Raw genomic sequence first — 16,231 nt, forward strand, 5'->3', positions numbered from 1 at the left:
CGAGAGCCGTAACGAAGAACGGCTTTTGCGAGTGAAGCGCAGCGAGAAGGAGCATATCTTTGCTTTGACAGGTGAAACACCTAGCGAGCGAAGCGAGGGGTGTGGTTCACCGCACGCCCTCCAGAACGCGTCCGGCTGCAGCGCAGATCAACGGTTTCAAACCACTATCTAGCTATCAGGCGCTATAGTCTAAGAAGCGATTAACAATTTGAGTGGTAATAGGCGATGCCCCCGATTCAAAAAACTAGAAAATCAAATAAATAATTAAAAGGGGTGAAAAGATGAATGATATAGCATTTTGGGTGCTTATAGCACTTATGGGAGGGATAGTGATATCTTCTATAGCAAATAACCGAAATAACCAGTTAAAGAAGGATATTACTCATATGAAACATACATTGGACAATATTGCTAAGCAAGTCGGTGTACCCGATCCAATAAATGATGAATTAAAGGAAACGCTTTTAAAATTTATTTCGGAAGGGGAAAAAGTTAAAGCTGTTAAAGAGTATAGAATGGCTACTGGAGCAGAGCTACTTGAGGCTAAGCAGTATATTGATTATTTGAGTGAACGATAGGCCTAGTTATACCAAAGGTTCCAGATACTGTTAGTATCCGTGTTCAATTGAAGGGGGTAGATTGTGTAGCAAGTACACGCGCCCCTGTTACATATAAAGGCCATTATGTTGCAGATTTTTTTGAAAAGAGGTGGGTTTAATTATGGATATTGGATTTATAGAAATGTTGCTTTTGGTTATTGGTTTTTACTTAGTTTTTATGGTTGTTAAACTTAATGAACGTATCAAAGGTATAAGATACACCCTAGACCTTATCTCTAAAAAAGTAGACATCCCTGAAAATCCAATCAATGATGAGTTGCGTGAATTAATTAACGATGGTGACGATATAAAAGCGGTAAAAAAAGCACGCGAAACATTAGGTCTGTCATTGGTCGAGGGCAAACAATACGTGGATGCTTTAAAACTTAAAATGAAATAATCATATTTTACCAATCGGGCGCTTTCTTGAAGAAAAATCAGCGCTCACTTTTCATAATCAGGCCAGTTAATAGAGGAAGAGCCTGAAAAAACCGGATACTTGTAGTAATTTATTGCTATTTAAAAGAACTTCCACAAATTCTTATGAGATGTGATATTAAATAAAAAAAGAGATTAAAGGGGGGGATTACGGTTTATTTACATGCCTTTTCATTTCCAAATGATGATAATGAATTTGACTTCTTCATGAAAATAAAAAGAACGTGCTATGACTCGTTTTACCCATTTAAAATTTTATCAAAGAATAGCCTTGAAACGATTGTTTTTGAGCCAGTGACGGTTTTATATGGTGGAAATGGCTCTGGAAAATCTACTGCATTAAATGTGATAGCAGAAAAAACAGGAATCAAACGGGATTCTATCTATAATAAATCTAATTTCTATCCTGATTATGTCAGTATGTGTGAAATGCAGCTTAAAGAAGATATTCCCGAAAATAGCAGGATTATTACTAGTGATGATGTATTTGACTATATGTTGAATATCCGGAATCTCAATGAGGGAATAGACCAAAAAAGAGAAAAACTTTTTGAGGAATATTTGGATGCGAAACATTCCCATTTTCAGATGAAATCTATGGAAGATTACGAGCAGTTAAAAAAGGTTAACACAGCTAGAAGTAAAACACAGTCCCGTTTTGTGAGAAATGAATTAATGGATAATGTGAGGGAATATTCGAATGGGGAAAGTGCATTCCTATATTTCACTGAAAAGGTTGGCGATAATGGACTTTATATTTTGGATGAGCCGGAAAACAGTCTTTCTCCAAAACGCCAGGTGGAATTGGTGAAATTTATTGAAGAATCTGCCCGTTTCTTTGGATGTCAGTTTATCATATCAACACATTCTCCATTTCTACTATCCATGAATGGGGCAAAAATTTATAATCTTGACGAAAAACCTGTTAAGGTGAGACGCTGGACGGAATTAGAAAATATCCGTACATACTATGAATTTTTCAAAAAACATGAAAACAAGTTTTGAAGTTGTTGAAGAACATTGAATAATACTTCAAGAAAAATCCGGATCATAAAAACTATTCAATTAAAGGGCGCGTTTATGGAGGAGGTTTCTCTGTAGTTGGCTAGTTGATCTTCGCTACAGCCGGCGACTCTGAGGAGGATGGGCGAGCGAAGCGAGGGGTGTCGTTCACCGCCTGCCCATAAGACACGCGTCCAGCTACAGCGCGGATCAACAAGCTGCAAACACTTAACCCCCTGCCAAAAAGGCCATCATGAAAAACAACCTTTACGAATAAAAATAAAGCACTAGCAGTACACTCTTTTAGTGACAGTTCTCACAAGATGACGAAACATCTCACTTCGTTTACTATTTTTTCTTCTTCTGCATCAATATCGCTTGTCGTGCAAGTGTATCCGCCGTCTTGTTTGTGCTGTCCGCAATCCACTTAATAAAGAAAAAATCAAACGTCGCTACGAGTTTCAATGCCGCCTTCAAATAAGGCGCATACTGCTCGTTCTTCACAAACTCTTTCTCCATCGACTGCACGACCACTGTCGAATCAGACCTTACCGACACCATGCCCGTCGTCAGCTTAGACGCCTCCTCCAGACCTCTCACCAGTGCTTGAAACTCTGCGTGATGATTGTTCGTTGGCTCAATCGGCTCACTAATCCGAACGTCCTGTCCTTCTCCTTTAATATACACACCAATTCCGCTCAACCCAGGATTGCCTGCGCTAGCACCATCTATGTACACTTCCAACATGAGATTTATCTCTCCAATCTGGTAATGAATTGTAAAAAACGTAGAAACACTTGCAACATCCCGTCAGCCAACTTAAAATAGGAGGAAGAAAGGTGGGAGTTCTTTTCTAATGGATAAAGTAGTTGTCATGAAAGAAATTAATCAATTGCTCGATATATATTGTGAAGGTTGTTACGTCAAAAAACAACTAACAAACGAACGTGGCAAAACAGGCGCGCATCAATTTTGTATTTCCGACTGTACTGTAGGAGACCAGCTACAATTCCTTGGAAGAGAAATCAACAAGATCAGTACGGCTCCAAATAAATAATGAAAAAGCATCCCGCAACTGCGTGGATGCTTTGTTTATGTTAGAAATTCAGCTGTTTGCGCCGAGATGAGGTTATACTTCATCCTCAAGAGTCGATACGTTAGCCGCCTGTGGACCACGATTTCCTTCAATTACTTCAAAAGAAACTGTTTGACCTTCAGCCAGTGTCTTGAATCCATCCGTAGCAATTCCGGTAAAATGTACAAATACATCTTCACCATCATCCGCTTCGATAAACCCATACCCTTTGTCACTGCTGAACCACTTCACTTTACCTTGGTGCATAATAATTCCTCCTCGGCAATTAGAAATCCATCTCCACACGTAACGTGCAAGCCTATTATTGACAACTTGCCCAATACGGCTTCTTACACTATACATGAGTAGGTTGGAAGTGTCAACGCTAGAATGAATACTCTGAATACGGTTCAATAATAACAAGGAAAGTATTGGTTTTTATCTGACTATTCCCTATAATGAAGAAGTATTCATTTTTTCTACATATACGTATTAGGTAAGGAAGTGTTGGAGTGAAAATTGTTATCACGCTTTTGCAAGTTGGATTTTTATACATATTATTTCTAGCAGGAGAGTTTTTACAAGCGAAACTTTCCATTCCGTTGCCGGGAAGCATTATCGGTTTGCTCGTGTTATGGGGACTGTTATCGATCCGAGTCATTCCACTTCGCTGGGTGGAAAAAGGCGCGTATGTCTTTCTATCGACTTTGCCGCTGTATCTAATTCCCGCTACGGTGGGTGTGATGGATTATGGCCATGTATTTGCGGGCAAAGGCAGTCTCCTAATCTTGATCACAATCGGTAGTACATTGATCACGATGGTCGTCGCAAGTTTAGTGAGCCAAGCTATGGCCAAGCGTCATGTGAAAGAGGAGGGAACTCTTTCATGAATACAGTAGTACTGGCTCTGACCATGATCTTGTTGACAGTTATCCTATATTTTGTAATGAACGCCGTCTACGTCAGGTTACGTTCGCCTTTTCTAGTCCCTATTATGACAACGACTATTGTGGTGATTATCGTGTTGTCGTTATTCAATGCATCCTATGAAACGTATATGGTAGGAGGCAAATGGATCGACGCATTGCTTGGTCCTGCCATCGTCTCACTGTGCATTCCACTCTATAAGCAGAGAGATATTATCAAGAAAAATCTGTTGCCGATCTTTGGTGGAGTCGTAGTAGGAGGAATTGTCGGGATGATGACAGGTGTCTTAGCAGCGAGACTCGCCGGGTTTTCAACCGAACTTTTAGCGAGTATTTTACCGAAGTCTATTACGTCGCCTATCGCTATGCAAATTGCTGAAGAACTCGGTGGCATTCCTTCGCTAGCGACGGTGTTAGTCATTATCGCCGGACTCGCTGGAATCCTTATGGGTCCGTGGATCAATCGCTGGTTGAAAATTGATACAGCCATTGGACAAGGCATTGGTCTTGGAGTCGGTGCGCATGCTATTGGAACTTCTAAAGCGCTCGAATACGGAGAACAAACGGCTTCCATGAGTTCGGTTGCCATGACGTTATCTGCGATTATCGGTGCACTTGCGGGACCTTTATTCGGTATTTGGTTATTTCCATAAAAAAGCGGAATTCCTATTCGACTAGGAATCCCGCTTTTTTTAATGCTTCTTCTGCATCGTGTAGTTGTTCTGCTCGTGGAGCGGAAATAGCATGTAAATGAATGCCGCCCTCGTCCAAATTCAATAGATAAGGAGCTTGTGCTTGTTGAATTTGTTCAATGAATGTCTTCACTTCTTGCCGGTTCGATACCATGATGGATGCACGCACATCACCATACACAGGATGTTCTACCCGGACATCTCTCACGGTTACGCCGTGGTCGACTAAAATGTGCAACTCTTCTTCCGTTTGACTAGGCGTATGTTTGCAGACGATGATCTTTTCTACGTCTTTTACTTTCTTAGTTGACCGTGTGTATAGGTATCCTTGATTGGTCGCCATGATCGGTTCGTCTTTTGCCTTCAATAAATTAATATCACTGACGATCACTTGTCTGCTGACTTTTGTCAGTTCACCTAATTCTGCACCCGTTACGGGATGATTTGCTTCTTTTAATGTCTGGAGAATTACATCACGGCGCTGTTCTCCTGCCACTTTTACTTTTTTTCTCAAAACACTCACCTGCTATCTATAAAATATCTATCGGGGTTTGTGCAGATACCGCCACTTCGAGCAACGCTTTTGCTAATTGGGTGGCGTTTTCGCTAGTCGACGTCTCGCCAAATGAAATCCGAACAAATCCTTTCGCTAAGTGGGCGGGTATATTCATCGCGCTCATCGTCATAGATGACTGTTGCTGACCGACTTGACAAGCACTGCCTGTCGACACCGCAAATCCTCTTCTATTTAATTCTAACATAATGCGCTGTCCTTCTGAGTGTTTGGCGCATAGACCGATAATTTGCGGAAGTTGTTCAGACGACTGCGGACTAGTATAGATAGTAAATGCTTCAGGACGTGCAGAGAGTATGTTCATGAAGAGAGCGCGCAATGCACGATACTTTGCTTCATTAGGATGTGCCAGTTCAGCTGCCGTAACGAATGCAGCAATTCCGGGTACATTCACCGTCCCGCCTCTAAATCCTTTCTCTTGCGTAGCACCTGGGAATAGCGGGACTGCACGAATGCGTGGATCGATATAGACGGCACCGACGCCTTTTGGACCGTGCACTTTATGGCTGGATACCGACAAGCTGTCTACATATGGAGAGATGTCACGCATAGATAATTTACCGAATGATTGTACACAGTCGCTATGCAAATAAATGCCTTTAGGTTTTAGTAGTTTCGATATAGATCGGATGGGTTGAATGGTACCGATCTCCGGATTGCAATGTTGCACGGATACGACAGTCGTTTGGTCCGTAATGGCATCTTCAAGTGCTTGTAAATCGATGATGCCTGCCGTTGTAAAAGGGATTGTCGTCGTACGGAAGCCTTGTCTTTCCAGATACGCTGCAGCTGAATGAAGAGAAGGATGTTCCGCGGCCGAAAGAATCATATGCTGTCCTTTGTTCTTTGCCGACTCCGCTAAAGATACTAAGGCAAGCGTGTTGCTTTCCGTCCCGCCTGAAGTAAAGTATAGCCCTTCAGAACGTACGCCAAGAAGTGCAGACAAGTTTTGTCTACTATGGGCCAATACGTTTAGTGCGGCCCCTCCTACGTCGTGCAAGCTCGTCGTGTTGCCAAACTGTTGTTGAGAGACTGACACATAGACTGAAGCGGCTTCTTCACGAAGAGGTGTCGTGGCAGCGTAATCAAAGTAATGCAATTGAATGACCTCCTGCAATAAATAATATATTCATCTTGTCATATAACGGCATATATGTAAAGATAGATGTAAAGACACCTGATGAAAAGGAAGGTTATGAGAATGCAGATGAACAGAATCAAATTGGTCTCGATGCTTGAACAGTTTTTCATAGAAGATGTAGGAGATGGCGATCTATCAGCTCATACATTATTTCCTGCGAACGCAATAGGTGAAATGCACATCATCTCTAAAACTTCAGGTGTATTTTGCGGAGTAGATGTCATCACGACAGGTTTTCACGTGATGGATCCTTCTGTAGAAGTCACGTGCCAAGTAGAGGATGGCGATAAAATAGTAGACAGACAAGTACTCGCGAAAATAAAAGGTTCTGTCAGAAGTCTGTTGACTGCGGAACGTGTCATCTTAAATTGTATCCAGCGAATGACTGCGATTGCGACGAAAACGGCTGACCTCACCGCGTTATTAGCGGAAACGGAAACTAGAGTGTGTGATACACGCAAGACAGCGCCTGGGCTTCGCATGCTCGATAAATATGCGGTTCGAACGGGTGGCGGGTTTAATCACCGGAATGGTTTATATGACGCAGTGATGCTAAAAGATAATCACTTAGCGTATGCAGGATCTATAACACATGCTGTGCAACTGCTGAGGACCCGATTAGGTCATACCGTGAAAATAGAGGTAGAAATCGAATCGCTAGCGCAACTACAGGAAGCTATTGAAGCAAACGTAGATATTATTATGTTTGATAACCGAACGCCCGAACAAATTACGGACTGGTTACCACTCGTACCTTCGCATATCATAACTGAAGCTTCTGGCATGATTACGGAGGAGACGATCGCTTCATATGGCAAGACAGGAATTGATTACATATCGGTCGGCGCATTGACGCATTCCGTCATTGCAGCGGACATTAGTGCTACTATACAACTCACTACACAGGGGGACTGAAGAATATGTCGATGTTGGAACTGATAAAAGAACAAGCAAACGCTATGTTGCCCGAACGATATAAGCAGTATACGGTTAGCGAAATGGAAGAAAAGATTCGGACGATTAAGCAAACACTAGGAAATAAATTATTTATTCCTGGCCATCACTACCAGAAAAACGAAGTGATTCAATTTGCAGATGCTACAGGAGATTCATTGCAACTAGCACAAATTTGCGCCGCGAACGAACAAGCGGAACATATCGTGTTTTGTGGCGTGCACTTCATGGCGGAAACAGCGGATATCTTAACAACGGAAAATCAAACCGTCTATTTACCGGATATGCGTGCCGGCTGTTCGATGGCAGACATGGCGGACATCTACCAGACGGAACGAGCGTGGAAAGACTTGCAAGAACGTTTTGGCGATACGATTCTTCCACTAACATACGTGAATTCAACGGCAGCCATTAAGGCGTTCGTTGGTCGTAATGGAGGCGCAACCGTCACTTCGTCGAACGCGAAAGAAATCGTCCAATGGGCTTTCACCCAGAAAAAACGGATTTTATTCTTACCGGATCAGCATTTGGGACGTAACACAGCGTATGAACTCGGTGTGCCTCTTGAGCATATGGCGGTATGGAATCCGATTACAGATATTCTTGAATACGAAGGACAAGACGAAGAGTGTCAAGTGATTTTATGGAAAGGCCATTGCTCCGTTCATGAAAACTTTACAGTAGAAAATATTCGTCAGCTACGTGAAAATGATTCTGATCGTCGAATTATTGTTCATCCTGAATGTTCACATGAAGTCGTGATGCAGTCTGATGATAATGGCTCAACCAAGTATATTATTGATCAAATTGAAGCAGCCGCTCCTGGTACGAAATGGGCAATTGGCACAGAAATGAATTTAGTTAATCGGTTGATAGAAAATCATCCCGACTTAGATATCATTTCATTAAATCCTTTAATGTGTCCTTGTTTAACGATGAACCGTATTGATTTGCCACATTTACTATGGAGTCTCGAAAGTATAATGGAAGGCGCTGAGCAAAATATTATCAAAGTCGATGCGGCTACTTCGGCGGATGCGATCGATGCGCTAGACCGTATGCTACAGCGAAAGTAACGTAGCAGTGCTTGACAATTACACTGAATATTGTATGATTGGGGAAATGATATGGAACGTTGAAGAAGGATTAGTAGATAAAATAGCATGTGCTAGAGAGCGGAAATCATCGGCTGGAAGTTTCCGTCGCAATGCCTTGTCGAACCTGCCTTTTGAGTCCTGTGTAAACACAGGCGCGCACCTTGGCGTTAGAAGGAGAGCGGGATTTGTGAAAATGAATCCAATGATGGTGGCACCGCGGAAGTTATGTCCTTTCGTCCTGATTAGATCGGGACGATTGGGCTTTTTTATTGTATACAGGTAGATGATATGTAGAAATGGAAGGCGAATTTATATGAAGAGACAGCGAATTGTTGTGAAAATCGGTAGCAGCTCGTTAACAAATGATAGTGGAGAAATCGATCAGGTAAAATTCAATGATCATGTCGATGCCTTGGCGATGCTAAAAAACGTAGGGCATGAAGTCATTGTCGTCTCGTCAGGAGCCGTAGCGGCAGGCTTTGCGCGTCTCGGCTATTCCTCCCGTCCGCAGACGATCAAAGGGAAACAAGCCGCAGCAGCGGTAGGGCAGAGTTTGTTAATACAATCTTATATCGAAAGATTCAGCTCGCATAAAGTCATTCCGGCACAAATTTTATTGACACGTCATGACTTTGCCGACCGTGATCGATACCGCAATGCATTTGCGGCGATGTCTGAATTACTTGACCGTGGCATCATGCCGATCATTAACGAAAATGATACGGTATCCATTGACGAGTTAACGTTTGGGGATAATGATATGCTATCCGCATTAGTCAGTGGCTTTTTGCACGCGGATCAATTGATTATTTTAACCGATGTCAACGGCATCTACACGAGTAATCCGCGAACTGATCCAGATGCTGTACGATTGAGTAAGCTAGATGAAATTTCGGATGAACTGCTTGGTGGTGCGGATGACGTCGGCTCCAAAGTCGGTACAGGCGGTATGCGTTCGAAGTTACTAGCTGCACGAACGGCTCACACGCTAGCCGTTCCGGTCTTCATCGGAACAGGTCGCGGTCCATCAAAATTGCTAGATATTTTAAAAGGGTATGGAGACGGCACGTATATTTCCAGTCCGGCTGCCAACACGATCAATACGAAGCGCCAATGGATTGCACTTCATTCTGAATCGACAGGCCGTTTGTACGTAGATCAAGGTGCCGAAGAAGCAATTGTTCATAATGGACGCAGTTTATTGCCGGCAGGCGTCTTTAAAGTACAAGGGAATTTTAAAGTTGGGGAAGTAGTGGAAGTATTCGGTTTAGATGGTTTGATCGGTAAGGGCGAAGTCACTTATTCGTCTGAACAATTAAAACAAACGATTTCTAATAAGGATAAATTGGAAGAATTCAAGCCGATGCTAGAAGTCATTCACCGAGACCGCTGGGTACAAGTATAATCAAAGAGGAGAATGGGATATGAGTGAGATTAGAGATAAAGGTAAAGCCGCAAAAGAAGCGAGTATCATATTGAACGTGGCAACAACTGAAGAGAAAAACCAAGCATTGCAATGGATCGCTGAGCAATTACTAGAAGAACAAGATCAGTTGCTTGCGGAGAATAAAAAAGATATCGATGAAGGGCGCGAAAAAGGAATTGAATCAGCAGTTCTCGATCGAATATTATTAACACCTGAAAGAATTGAAGCGATGGCGGAAGGCGTTCGTCTACTGATCGATTTACATGATCCGATTGGAGAAACGTTAGAAGAAATCCACAAGGAAAACGGCTTGCATATTGTGAAGAAGCGCGTGCCGATCGGTGTCATCGCCATGATTTATGAAGCGCGTCCGAATGTTACGATGGATGCAGCGTCTTTGGCACTGAAAACAGGCAACGCGGTCGTATTGCGCGGAAGTTCTTCTGCTAAATATTCCAATTTAGCGCTATGGCGTGTTATTCAACGTGGACTTGAAAAAAGTTCATTGCCAGTTGATTCTGTTCAGTTAATAGAAGACACAAGTCGAGAAACGGCGAAAGAATTGTTCACACTCAATGACTATATAGATGTCTTGATTCCGCGTGGAGGAGCCAAGTTGATCCAAACTGTCATTCGTGAATCTACAGTACCCGTCATCGAAACAGGCGCAGGGAACTGTCACGTATTTATCGATGCATCCGCTGATGAGAAAATGGCAATCGATATAGTCGTCAATGCGAAAACACATCGTCCGTCGGTTTGTAACGCGATTGAAACGGTTTTGATCGATTCCAACTGGTTAGCGCAACACGGCAAGCGTTTGATCCACGCACTACAAGAGCAAGGCGTTCAATTACAAGGCGACGAAAAACTACAGGCATTTGATCCAACTATCGCAGCTGTTGAACAAAATGATTGGTCAAGAGAATACTTGGACTTGACATTACGCGTAAAGAGCGTGGAAAATGTACAGCAAGCACTAGAACATATTGCTACATATAGTACGAAGCATTCGGAAAGCATTATTACCCAGACGGATGCGCATGCTGAGCAATTTTTGAATAGCGTAGATGCGGCAGCTGTTTACGTCAATGCTTCCACTCGCTTTACGGATGGTTTCGAATTCGGGTATGGTGCAGAAATTGGTATTAGTACACAAAAGCTTCACGCGAGAGGTCCAATGGGATTAGAAGCACTGACTTCTTCGAAATTTGTGATTCGAGGAACCGGACAAATTAGATAATATGTAGGAGGGGTTAGGTATGTCAACTGAAAAACATATTTTACACTATGAAACTTCCGCGCCAAAAGACAAGCCGGCAGCGGATGATCCACTTGCTTTCGGAACGATTTTTACTGATCACATGTTTGTGATGGATTATACAGATGGAACGGGATGGCATGATCCTCGTATTGAGCCGTACAAGCCGTTTCTGCTAGATCCAGCCGCGATCGTATTACATTATGGACAAACTGTTTTCGAAGGATTGAAAGCGTATGTAAATGAAGACAAGGAAGTAGTGTTATTCCGTCCAGAGGAAAACATGAAACGTTTGAATCGCTCAAATGATAGATTATGCATGCCGATGTTTGATGAAAAATTCGTATTAACTGCCTTGAAAGAATTGATTTCACTAGATAAGGATTGGATTCCGGATAGAGAGGGGACTTCCCTTTACGTTCGTCCATTCATTTTTGCGACACAGCCTTATTTAGGTGTCGCTCCTTCTAAGACGTACCGACTGATGATTATTTTGTCTCCAGTAGGTCCGTATTATAAAGAAGGGGTCAACCCTGTTAAAATTGCGGTTGAATCACAGTATGTCCGTGCCGCGGTAGGTGGTACAGGCTCTGCGAAAACGGCTGGTAACTATGCAGGCGCGATGAAAGCACAAGAAGTGGCGGAAGCGGAAGGGTATTCGCAAGTTCTATGGCTCGATGCGAAAGAACATCAGTATATCGAAGAAGTAGGCGCGATGAATGTGTTCTTCAAAATCAATGGAGAAGTTATTACGCCAAGCCTCAATGGTAGTATTTTGGAAGGCATCACGCGTAAATCAGTAATCGAATTATTGATCGACTGGGATATTCCAGTTACTGAACGTAAAGTGTCGATCGATGAAATTATGGAAGCTAACCGAGCAGGCACATTGGAAGAAGCATTCGGTACAGGAACAGCCGCCGTTATTTCCCCAATAGGAGAACTGTTCTATGAAGGAGAAAAATGCGAGATCAATCATAACGAAATTGGTGAACTTTCATTGAAGTTATATGAAACGATTACAGGCATCCAGACGGGTAAAATGGAAGATCCATATAACTGGGTTGTGCCGGTAGACTAATTTCCCCATAAATCAGGTGGAATGGTTCGTGACAACTGCGTTGCTGTGAAGTACACTGTTAATAGTTTTGATTGAAGGGGAGTTTCCTGATGAACAAAAGTTTGATCGTTCTATTCCTGGCGGTACTGCTATTTACAGTGACAGGATGCGGAAAAACGTCTTCTGCCCCGTCGAGTGCGGAAGATTTATTGGAGAAAGCGGAACAAGCGATGAATGAATTGGACTCGGTCCATGCCGATATCGCGTATGATGAAAGTAGCGTCACATCCGATCCTGCAAAACGTACGAGTAAAAATGTACAAGTTCAGGCGGATATTGAACAGAATCCACTGAAGGTTTCAGAAGAAGTCGTCTGGAAAATTCCAAAACAAGGCGCGAAAAATATTCAACTATTCCGCCAAGGTAATCAATTGGCTATGCAAGAAACTTTGGAAGAAGAAAAAAGTGAATGGCAAGAGATGACGGAAGAGCAACGCACGGAATTACTTGGTGTGTGGGTGCCGTTCGTTTCTCCTGTAATGGACTTGTCGCTGTTGAAACCTTTCATCCATGATGCGGAAATAGCGAAAATTGATTACGGCTATGCGGTAGAATTTTCCCTATCTCCTGCAGACTATCGTCAGTTGATGGAAGTGATTTCCGTGAATAGCCCACAACCGGAAAATTTTGTGCATACGCATAGTGGATTTCCGGTAGTAGAAAAGCTGGATGTTGAGTTGACGGTAAATGAGGAGACGATGTTTGTGACGGGCATGAAAATGTCAGCAAATGTCACAAGTTATTTTGGCCGAGATTATATCCGTTATAAACAAAAACTCGATGCGAAGTATAGTTATTTTAACGATATTGATGCGATCTCCACACCAAAAGATGCGGAGATGTTCGAGTAATACGAAAAAATCCACGTTGACCTACTGTAGGTTGGCGTGGATTTTTGTATCTAGCTAGATGTTTAACGTGGATTCTTTCTCCCTTTGAATGATTGAAGCCGTTGGTGAATGGCGGCCATTCTAGTTTCCTCGCCTGCTTCTACAGGCGTGTAGAATTTAGAATGTACTAGACTATCAGGCAAGTATTGCTGATCTGTCCAACCACCGAAAGTACCAACAGGTGTTGCGTGTGGGTAGACGTAGCCCCCATGACCGAGCGCTGCAGATCCGCTATAGTGTGTGTCCCGTAAATGCATCGGAATTTCGCCAGTAGGCTTTTCGTGCAATGTTTTGGTGGCGGCGTCGATCGCTTTGTAAGCAGAGTTTGATTTGGAAGCCAAACACATCTCGATAATGGCTGTAGCAAGTGGAATGCGTGCTTCAGGCATGCCGAGACGCTGTGCCGCATCCGTCGCTGCGAGAACATGACTCCCGACATCGGGTGCTGCCAAACCAATATCTTCATAACTCATGACAAGCATACGTCTGGTAACAGCAGTTAAATCGCCAATTTCGAGTAATTGGGCCAAATAATAAAGCGCCGCATCGACATCACTTCCGCGTACACTTTTTTGTAAAGCAGATAATAAATTAAAATGATGCGAGCCCTTTTTATCACCTAGTAAACTAATTCTAGTCAGCAATTGAGCAAGCAATGCATCTTCTACGATAATCTTGCCGTCTTCTTCATCACTTGCAGCAAGTAATGATTCGAGGAACGTTAACGCTTTTCGCGCATCCCCATTGACACCTTCTGAAATTTTCTCCAGTTGCTCGGTAGTGATTTCGATCGTTTCCTTACCCAGCCCTTTTTTCTCGTCTTTCAGTGTGCGCTCGAGCAATTCCAGTAAATCTTTTGGCTGCAATCGTTTCAATTGGACAATTTCCCCACAGCGCGAACGAATAGCGGGATTGACGTCGTGAAACGGATTTTCCGTCGTCGCACCGATCAAAACAATCGAACCGCTTTCTACGTGCGGAAGGAGCGTATCTTGTTGCAATTTATTGAAACGATGGATTTCATCTAAGAATAATAACACTTTACCTGTCATCCGCGCTTCTTTCACTACATCCTCTACATCTTTCTTGCCTGCCACTGTCGCGTTTAACGCAATAAAAGGTAGTTTTGACGTACCTGCAATTGCGTAGGCTAGTGACGTTTTTCCGATACCTGGTTCACCATATAATAAAAGAGACGGGACATGCCCGTTCTTGATCATCCGATATAAGGGAGTAGTGTTGCCGATGACGTGATCTTGTCCGATCACTTCATCAATCGTCTCGGGCCGCATGCGAAAGGCCAAAGGTTCGTTATGCATGTACATCCTCCTAGCGTACGTTTGTTCTTTCATTATACCGTAAAACATTAGTGAAGTCATTTGCAAGAACCAGTGATACAATTATGCTATACTGATTTCAGCAATTTTAGTAAAGGACGATGCCCAATGAAAATATCCACTAAAGGACGATACGGACTTACAGTAATAGTAGAATTAGGACGAAAATACGGAGAAGGTCCAGTGCCTTTGCGTCTGATCGCAGAAGAGCAAGATCTCTCTGAAGCATATCTGGAACAACTGATCCCGCCACTACGCAACAGCGGAATGGTGAAGAGTGTTCGCGGGGCCTACGGTGGCTATAAACTCGCAAAAGACCCTTCCGAAATTATGGCAGGAGACGTCATCCGTTTGCTTGAAGGGCCCATTCAATTAGTCGAAGGATTGGATGACGACGATATCCCGCAACGAGAATTATGGAAACGAATCGGAGACGCAATCCGAGGGGTATTAGATCATACGACGATCAAAGATTTAATTGAATTCGAAGATACGTCCACTACTGATGAATACATGTTTTATATTTAAAGGAGTTTAGTTATGAAACCAGCTATATATTTAGACTATGCCGCTACGACACCGATGCATCCAGCTGTACTGGAGCGATTCACCACTGCGCTGCAAGATACATATGGGAATCCTTCAAGTACGCATCAATTTGGTCGTCACGCAAAAAAAGTGCTGGAAGATGCACGCAAAACACTAGCATCCTCGATCAATGCGTCACCCAATGAAATCATAGTGACTTCAGGAGGGACAGAAGCGGATAACTTGGCGATTTTCGGGTACGTACAGTCGTTGAACTCAAAAGGTAAACATATTATTACAACGGAAATCGAACATCATGCAGTGTTAAACCCGTGTAAACAACTGGAGTCACAAGGCTATCACGTGACGTACCTTTCACCTGACAATCACGGAGTCATTACAACGGAACAAGTTCAGGCTGCGTTAACGGATGAAACGATTTTAGTGTCTATCATGTATGGGAACAATGAAGTGGGAACGGTCCAACCGATTGCAGAAATCGGCCAGTTACTCTCTACACATCCATGCGTATTCCACACAGACGCAGTGCAAGCTTACGGGACTTGCTCACTTGACGTAGAAGAACTGCAGGTCGATTTATTGTCCGTTTCAGCGCATAAACTGAATGGACCTAAAGGGATCGGCTTCCTTTATCAGCGAAATGGTAAGTTACTATCGAGCCAAGTACTCGGAGGTTCGCAAGAGAAAAAGCGACGTGCAGGTACTGAAAATGTGCCAGCAATCGTTGCGTTTGCAGAAGCGGTCTCCATTGCCGAGCAAACCAAACTAGAAAAGCAAACAGACTATTCAACGTATAAACAAAAAATGGCGGACGTCTTTGAAAATCATCAAATCGATTTCCAACCGACCATTCCCCCCGCAGTAGCATCTTTACCACATATTTATCATGTATCGTTTCCAGGCACTGATGTGGAGACATTTTTGATGAGTTTAGATTTAGAAGGGGTAGCTGTATCAAGTGGTTCGGCTTGTATGGCGGGATCATTTGAACCGTCACATGTCGTAACGGCCATGTTCGGTACAGAATCAGATCAAGCTAGAAACTCGATCCGCATCAGTTTCGGCTATAACTTGGATGAATCTATGGTAGAAGAAGCAGCCAATCGAATTGCGAATGTAGTGAAACGACTAGTGAAATGAATTAAGAAAA

19 protein-coding genes are annotated in these 16,231 nt (G+C 43.0%); 14 read left to right on the forward strand and 5 right to left on the reverse strand.

The annotated features are described in order from the left end of the window. The first annotated feature begins 281 nt into the window (after positions 1–281). From SporoP17a_RS16275 to SporoP17a_RS16285, 3 genes are all read left to right on the forward strand, one after another. On the forward strand, positions 282–578 hold the full coding sequence (locus tag SporoP17a_RS16275; RefSeq protein WP_083035671.1) for a hypothetical protein: 297 nt from the start codon (positions 282–284) through the stop codon (positions 576–578). 142 nt (positions 579–720) lie between these two features. Further along, the gene (locus tag SporoP17a_RS16280) at positions 721–999 is read left to right on the forward strand and encodes a hypothetical protein (protein WP_083035673.1); all 279 of its coding nucleotides are present in this window, start codon (positions 721–723) and stop codon (positions 997–999) included. 245 nt (positions 1,000–1,244) lie between these two features. Beyond that, the gene (locus SporoP17a_RS16285; protein ID WP_083035675.1) at positions 1,245–2,042 is read left to right on the forward strand and encodes an AAA family ATPase; all 798 of its coding nucleotides are present in this window, start codon (positions 1,245–1,247) and stop codon (positions 2,040–2,042) included. A gap of 345 nt (positions 2,043–2,387) precedes the next feature. Here SporoP17a_RS16285 and SporoP17a_RS16290 read toward each other — a convergent pair whose 3' ends face one another. After that, positions 2,388–2,786 (reverse strand): reverse transcriptase-like protein, encoded by a 399-nt coding sequence (locus SporoP17a_RS16290; RefSeq protein WP_083035677.1) that lies wholly within the window; start codon positions 2,784–2,786, stop codon positions 2,388–2,390. A 109-nt stretch (positions 2,787–2,895) separates the two neighbouring features. Between SporoP17a_RS16290 and SporoP17a_RS16295 the strand changes: the two genes are divergently transcribed. Further along, positions 2,896–3,096, forward strand: a complete 201-nt coding sequence (locus SporoP17a_RS16295) for a zinc-finger domain-containing protein (RefSeq protein ID WP_083035679.1) — start codon at positions 2,896–2,898, stop codon at positions 3,094–3,096. Between the two features lie 72 nt (positions 3,097–3,168). On the opposite strand, the gene SporoP17a_RS16300 is transcribed toward SporoP17a_RS16295, so the two are convergent. Further along, positions 3,169–3,381, reverse strand: coding sequence for a cold-shock protein (locus SporoP17a_RS16300; protein WP_083035681.1), 213 nt, complete (start codon positions 3,379–3,381; stop codon positions 3,169–3,171). A 245-nt stretch (positions 3,382–3,626) separates the two neighbouring features. Here SporoP17a_RS16300 and SporoP17a_RS16305 point away from each other — a divergent pair, with 245 nt between their 5' ends. Both SporoP17a_RS16305 and SporoP17a_RS16310 read left to right on the forward strand, forming a co-directional pair. Next, positions 3,627–4,004, forward strand: a complete 378-nt coding sequence (locus SporoP17a_RS16305) for a CidA/LrgA family protein (RefSeq protein ID WP_083035683.1) — start codon at positions 3,627–3,629, stop codon at positions 4,002–4,004. Continuing rightward, positions 4,001–4,693 (forward strand): LrgB family protein, encoded by a 693-nt coding sequence (locus SporoP17a_RS16310; protein ID WP_083035685.1) that lies wholly within the window; start codon positions 4,001–4,003, stop codon positions 4,691–4,693. The genes SporoP17a_RS16305 and SporoP17a_RS16310 overlap by 4 nt, the downstream gene beginning before the upstream one ends. A 13-nt stretch (positions 4,694–4,706) precedes the next feature. Here the strand turns inward: SporoP17a_RS16310 and SporoP17a_RS16315 are convergent, their stop codons facing one another. Beyond that, entirely contained in the window at positions 4,707–5,246 is a 540-nt protein-coding gene (locus SporoP17a_RS16315) for a transcription repressor NadR (RefSeq protein WP_083035687.1), read from the reverse strand. A gap of 16 nt (positions 5,247–5,262) precedes the next feature. Next, on the reverse strand, positions 5,263–6,405 hold the full coding sequence (locus tag SporoP17a_RS16320) for an IscS subfamily cysteine desulfurase (RefSeq protein ID WP_083035688.1): 1,143 nt from the start codon (positions 6,403–6,405) through the stop codon (positions 5,263–5,265). Positions 6,406–6,513: 108 nt separating this feature from the next. Here SporoP17a_RS16320 and nadC point away from each other — a divergent pair, with 108 nt between their 5' ends. The 6 genes from nadC to SporoP17a_RS16350 all read left to right on the forward strand — a co-directional run bounded on the left by nadC (position 6,514) and on the right by SporoP17a_RS16350 (position 13,156). After that, entirely contained in the window at positions 6,514–7,362 is an 849-nt protein-coding gene (gene nadC, locus SporoP17a_RS16325) for a carboxylating nicotinate-nucleotide diphosphorylase (RefSeq protein ID WP_083036178.1), read from the forward strand. 5 nt (positions 7,363–7,367) lie between these two features. Then, on the forward strand, positions 7,368–8,477 hold the full coding sequence (gene nadA, locus SporoP17a_RS16330) for a quinolinate synthase NadA (protein WP_083035690.1): 1,110 nt from the start codon (positions 7,368–7,370) through the stop codon (positions 8,475–8,477). A gap of 334 nt (positions 8,478–8,811) precedes the next feature. After that, a complete protein-coding gene (proB, locus tag SporoP17a_RS16335; RefSeq protein ID WP_083035692.1) occupies positions 8,812–9,903 on the forward strand; it encodes a glutamate 5-kinase in 1,092 nt (363 codons plus the stop codon). 19 nt (positions 9,904–9,922) lie between these two features. Then, positions 9,923–11,167: a glutamate-5-semialdehyde dehydrogenase gene (locus tag SporoP17a_RS16340; RefSeq protein ID WP_083035694.1), complete on the forward strand. Its 1,245-nt coding sequence runs from the start codon at positions 9,923–9,925 to the stop codon at positions 11,165–11,167. A gap of 19 nt (positions 11,168–11,186) precedes the next feature. After that, positions 11,187–12,266 (forward strand): branched-chain amino acid aminotransferase, encoded by a 1,080-nt coding sequence (locus SporoP17a_RS16345; RefSeq protein WP_083035695.1) that lies wholly within the window; start codon positions 11,187–11,189, stop codon positions 12,264–12,266. Between the two features lie 89 nt (positions 12,267–12,355). Beyond that, positions 12,356–13,156 carry a DUF6612 family protein gene (locus SporoP17a_RS16350; protein ID WP_083035697.1) on the forward strand — a complete coding sequence of 267 codons (801 nt, stop codon included), beginning with the start codon at positions 12,356–12,358 and terminating at the stop codon, positions 13,154–13,156. Positions 13,157–13,218: 62 nt separating this feature from the next. Here SporoP17a_RS16350 and SporoP17a_RS16355 read toward each other — a convergent pair whose 3' ends face one another. Further along, a complete protein-coding gene (locus SporoP17a_RS16355) occupies positions 13,219–14,514 on the reverse strand; it encodes a replication-associated recombination protein A (RefSeq protein WP_083035699.1) in 1,296 nt (431 codons plus the stop codon). Between the two features lie 126 nt (positions 14,515–14,640). On the opposite strand from SporoP17a_RS16355, the gene cymR reads away from it, so the two are divergent. Together cymR and SporoP17a_RS16365 are read left to right on the forward strand one after the other, a co-directional pair. Continuing rightward, complete coding sequence (gene cymR, locus SporoP17a_RS16360) at positions 14,641–15,060, forward strand: cysteine metabolism transcriptional regulator CymR (RefSeq protein WP_083035701.1); 420 nt, start codon at positions 14,641–14,643, stop codon at positions 15,058–15,060. Between the two features lie 12 nt (positions 15,061–15,072). Then, a complete protein-coding gene (locus tag SporoP17a_RS16365; RefSeq protein ID WP_083035703.1) occupies positions 15,073–16,221 on the forward strand; it encodes a cysteine desulfurase family protein in 1,149 nt (382 codons plus the stop codon). Positions 16,222–16,231 lie beyond the last annotated feature (10 nt).

This window comes from Sporosarcina ureae (assembly GCF_002082015.1).
GTDB lineage: Bacteria > Bacillota > Bacilli > Bacillales_A > Planococcaceae > Sporosarcina > Sporosarcina ureae_A.

What these genes read in the sequence shown, in the direction of transcription:
- SporoP17a_RS16355 (WP_083035699.1), bottom strand. Translation starts at nt 14,514, where the DNA reads ATGCATAACGAACCTTTGGCCTTTCGCATGCGGCCCGAGACGATTGAT.
- SporoP17a_RS16285 (WP_083035675.1), top strand. Translation starts at nt 1,245, where the DNA reads ATGAAAATAAAAAGAACGTGCTATGACTCGTTTTACCCATTTAAAATT.
- SporoP17a_RS16350 (WP_083035697.1), top strand. Translation starts at nt 12,356, where the DNA reads ATGAACAAAAGTTTGATCGTTCTATTCCTGGCGGTACTGCTATTTACA.
- SporoP17a_RS16310 (WP_083035685.1), top strand. Translation starts at nt 4,001, where the DNA reads ATGAATACAGTAGTACTGGCTCTGACCATGATCTTGTTGACAGTTATC.
- SporoP17a_RS16340 (WP_083035694.1), top strand. Translation starts at nt 9,923, where the DNA reads ATGAGTGAGATTAGAGATAAAGGTAAAGCCGCAAAAGAAGCGAGTATC.
- nadA (WP_083035690.1), top strand. Translation starts at nt 7,368, where the DNA reads ATGTCGATGTTGGAACTGATAAAAGAACAAGCAAACGCTATGTTGCCC.
- SporoP17a_RS16275 (WP_083035671.1), top strand. Translation starts at nt 282, where the DNA reads ATGAATGATATAGCATTTTGGGTGCTTATAGCACTTATGGGAGGGATA.
- nadC (WP_083036178.1), top strand. Translation starts at nt 6,514, where the DNA reads ATGAACAGAATCAAATTGGTCTCGATGCTTGAACAGTTTTTCATAGAA.
- cymR (WP_083035701.1), top strand. Translation starts at nt 14,641, where the DNA reads ATGAAAATATCCACTAAAGGACGATACGGACTTACAGTAATAGTAGAA.
- SporoP17a_RS16280 (WP_083035673.1), top strand. Translation starts at nt 721, where the DNA reads ATGGATATTGGATTTATAGAAATGTTGCTTTTGGTTATTGGTTTTTAC.
- SporoP17a_RS16290 (WP_083035677.1), bottom strand. Translation starts at nt 2,786, where the DNA reads ATGTTGGAAGTGTACATAGATGGTGCTAGCGCAGGCAATCCTGGGTTG.
- proB (WP_083035692.1), top strand. Translation starts at nt 8,812, where the DNA reads ATGAAGAGACAGCGAATTGTTGTGAAAATCGGTAGCAGCTCGTTAACA.
- SporoP17a_RS16300 (WP_083035681.1), bottom strand. Translation starts at nt 3,381, where the DNA reads ATGCACCAAGGTAAAGTGAAGTGGTTCAGCAGTGACAAAGGGTATGGG.
- SporoP17a_RS16345 (WP_083035695.1), top strand. Translation starts at nt 11,187, where the DNA reads ATGTCAACTGAAAAACATATTTTACACTATGAAACTTCCGCGCCAAAA.
- SporoP17a_RS16295 (WP_083035679.1), top strand. Translation starts at nt 2,896, where the DNA reads ATGGATAAAGTAGTTGTCATGAAAGAAATTAATCAATTGCTCGATATA.
- SporoP17a_RS16365 (WP_083035703.1), top strand. Translation starts at nt 15,073, where the DNA reads ATGAAACCAGCTATATATTTAGACTATGCCGCTACGACACCGATGCAT.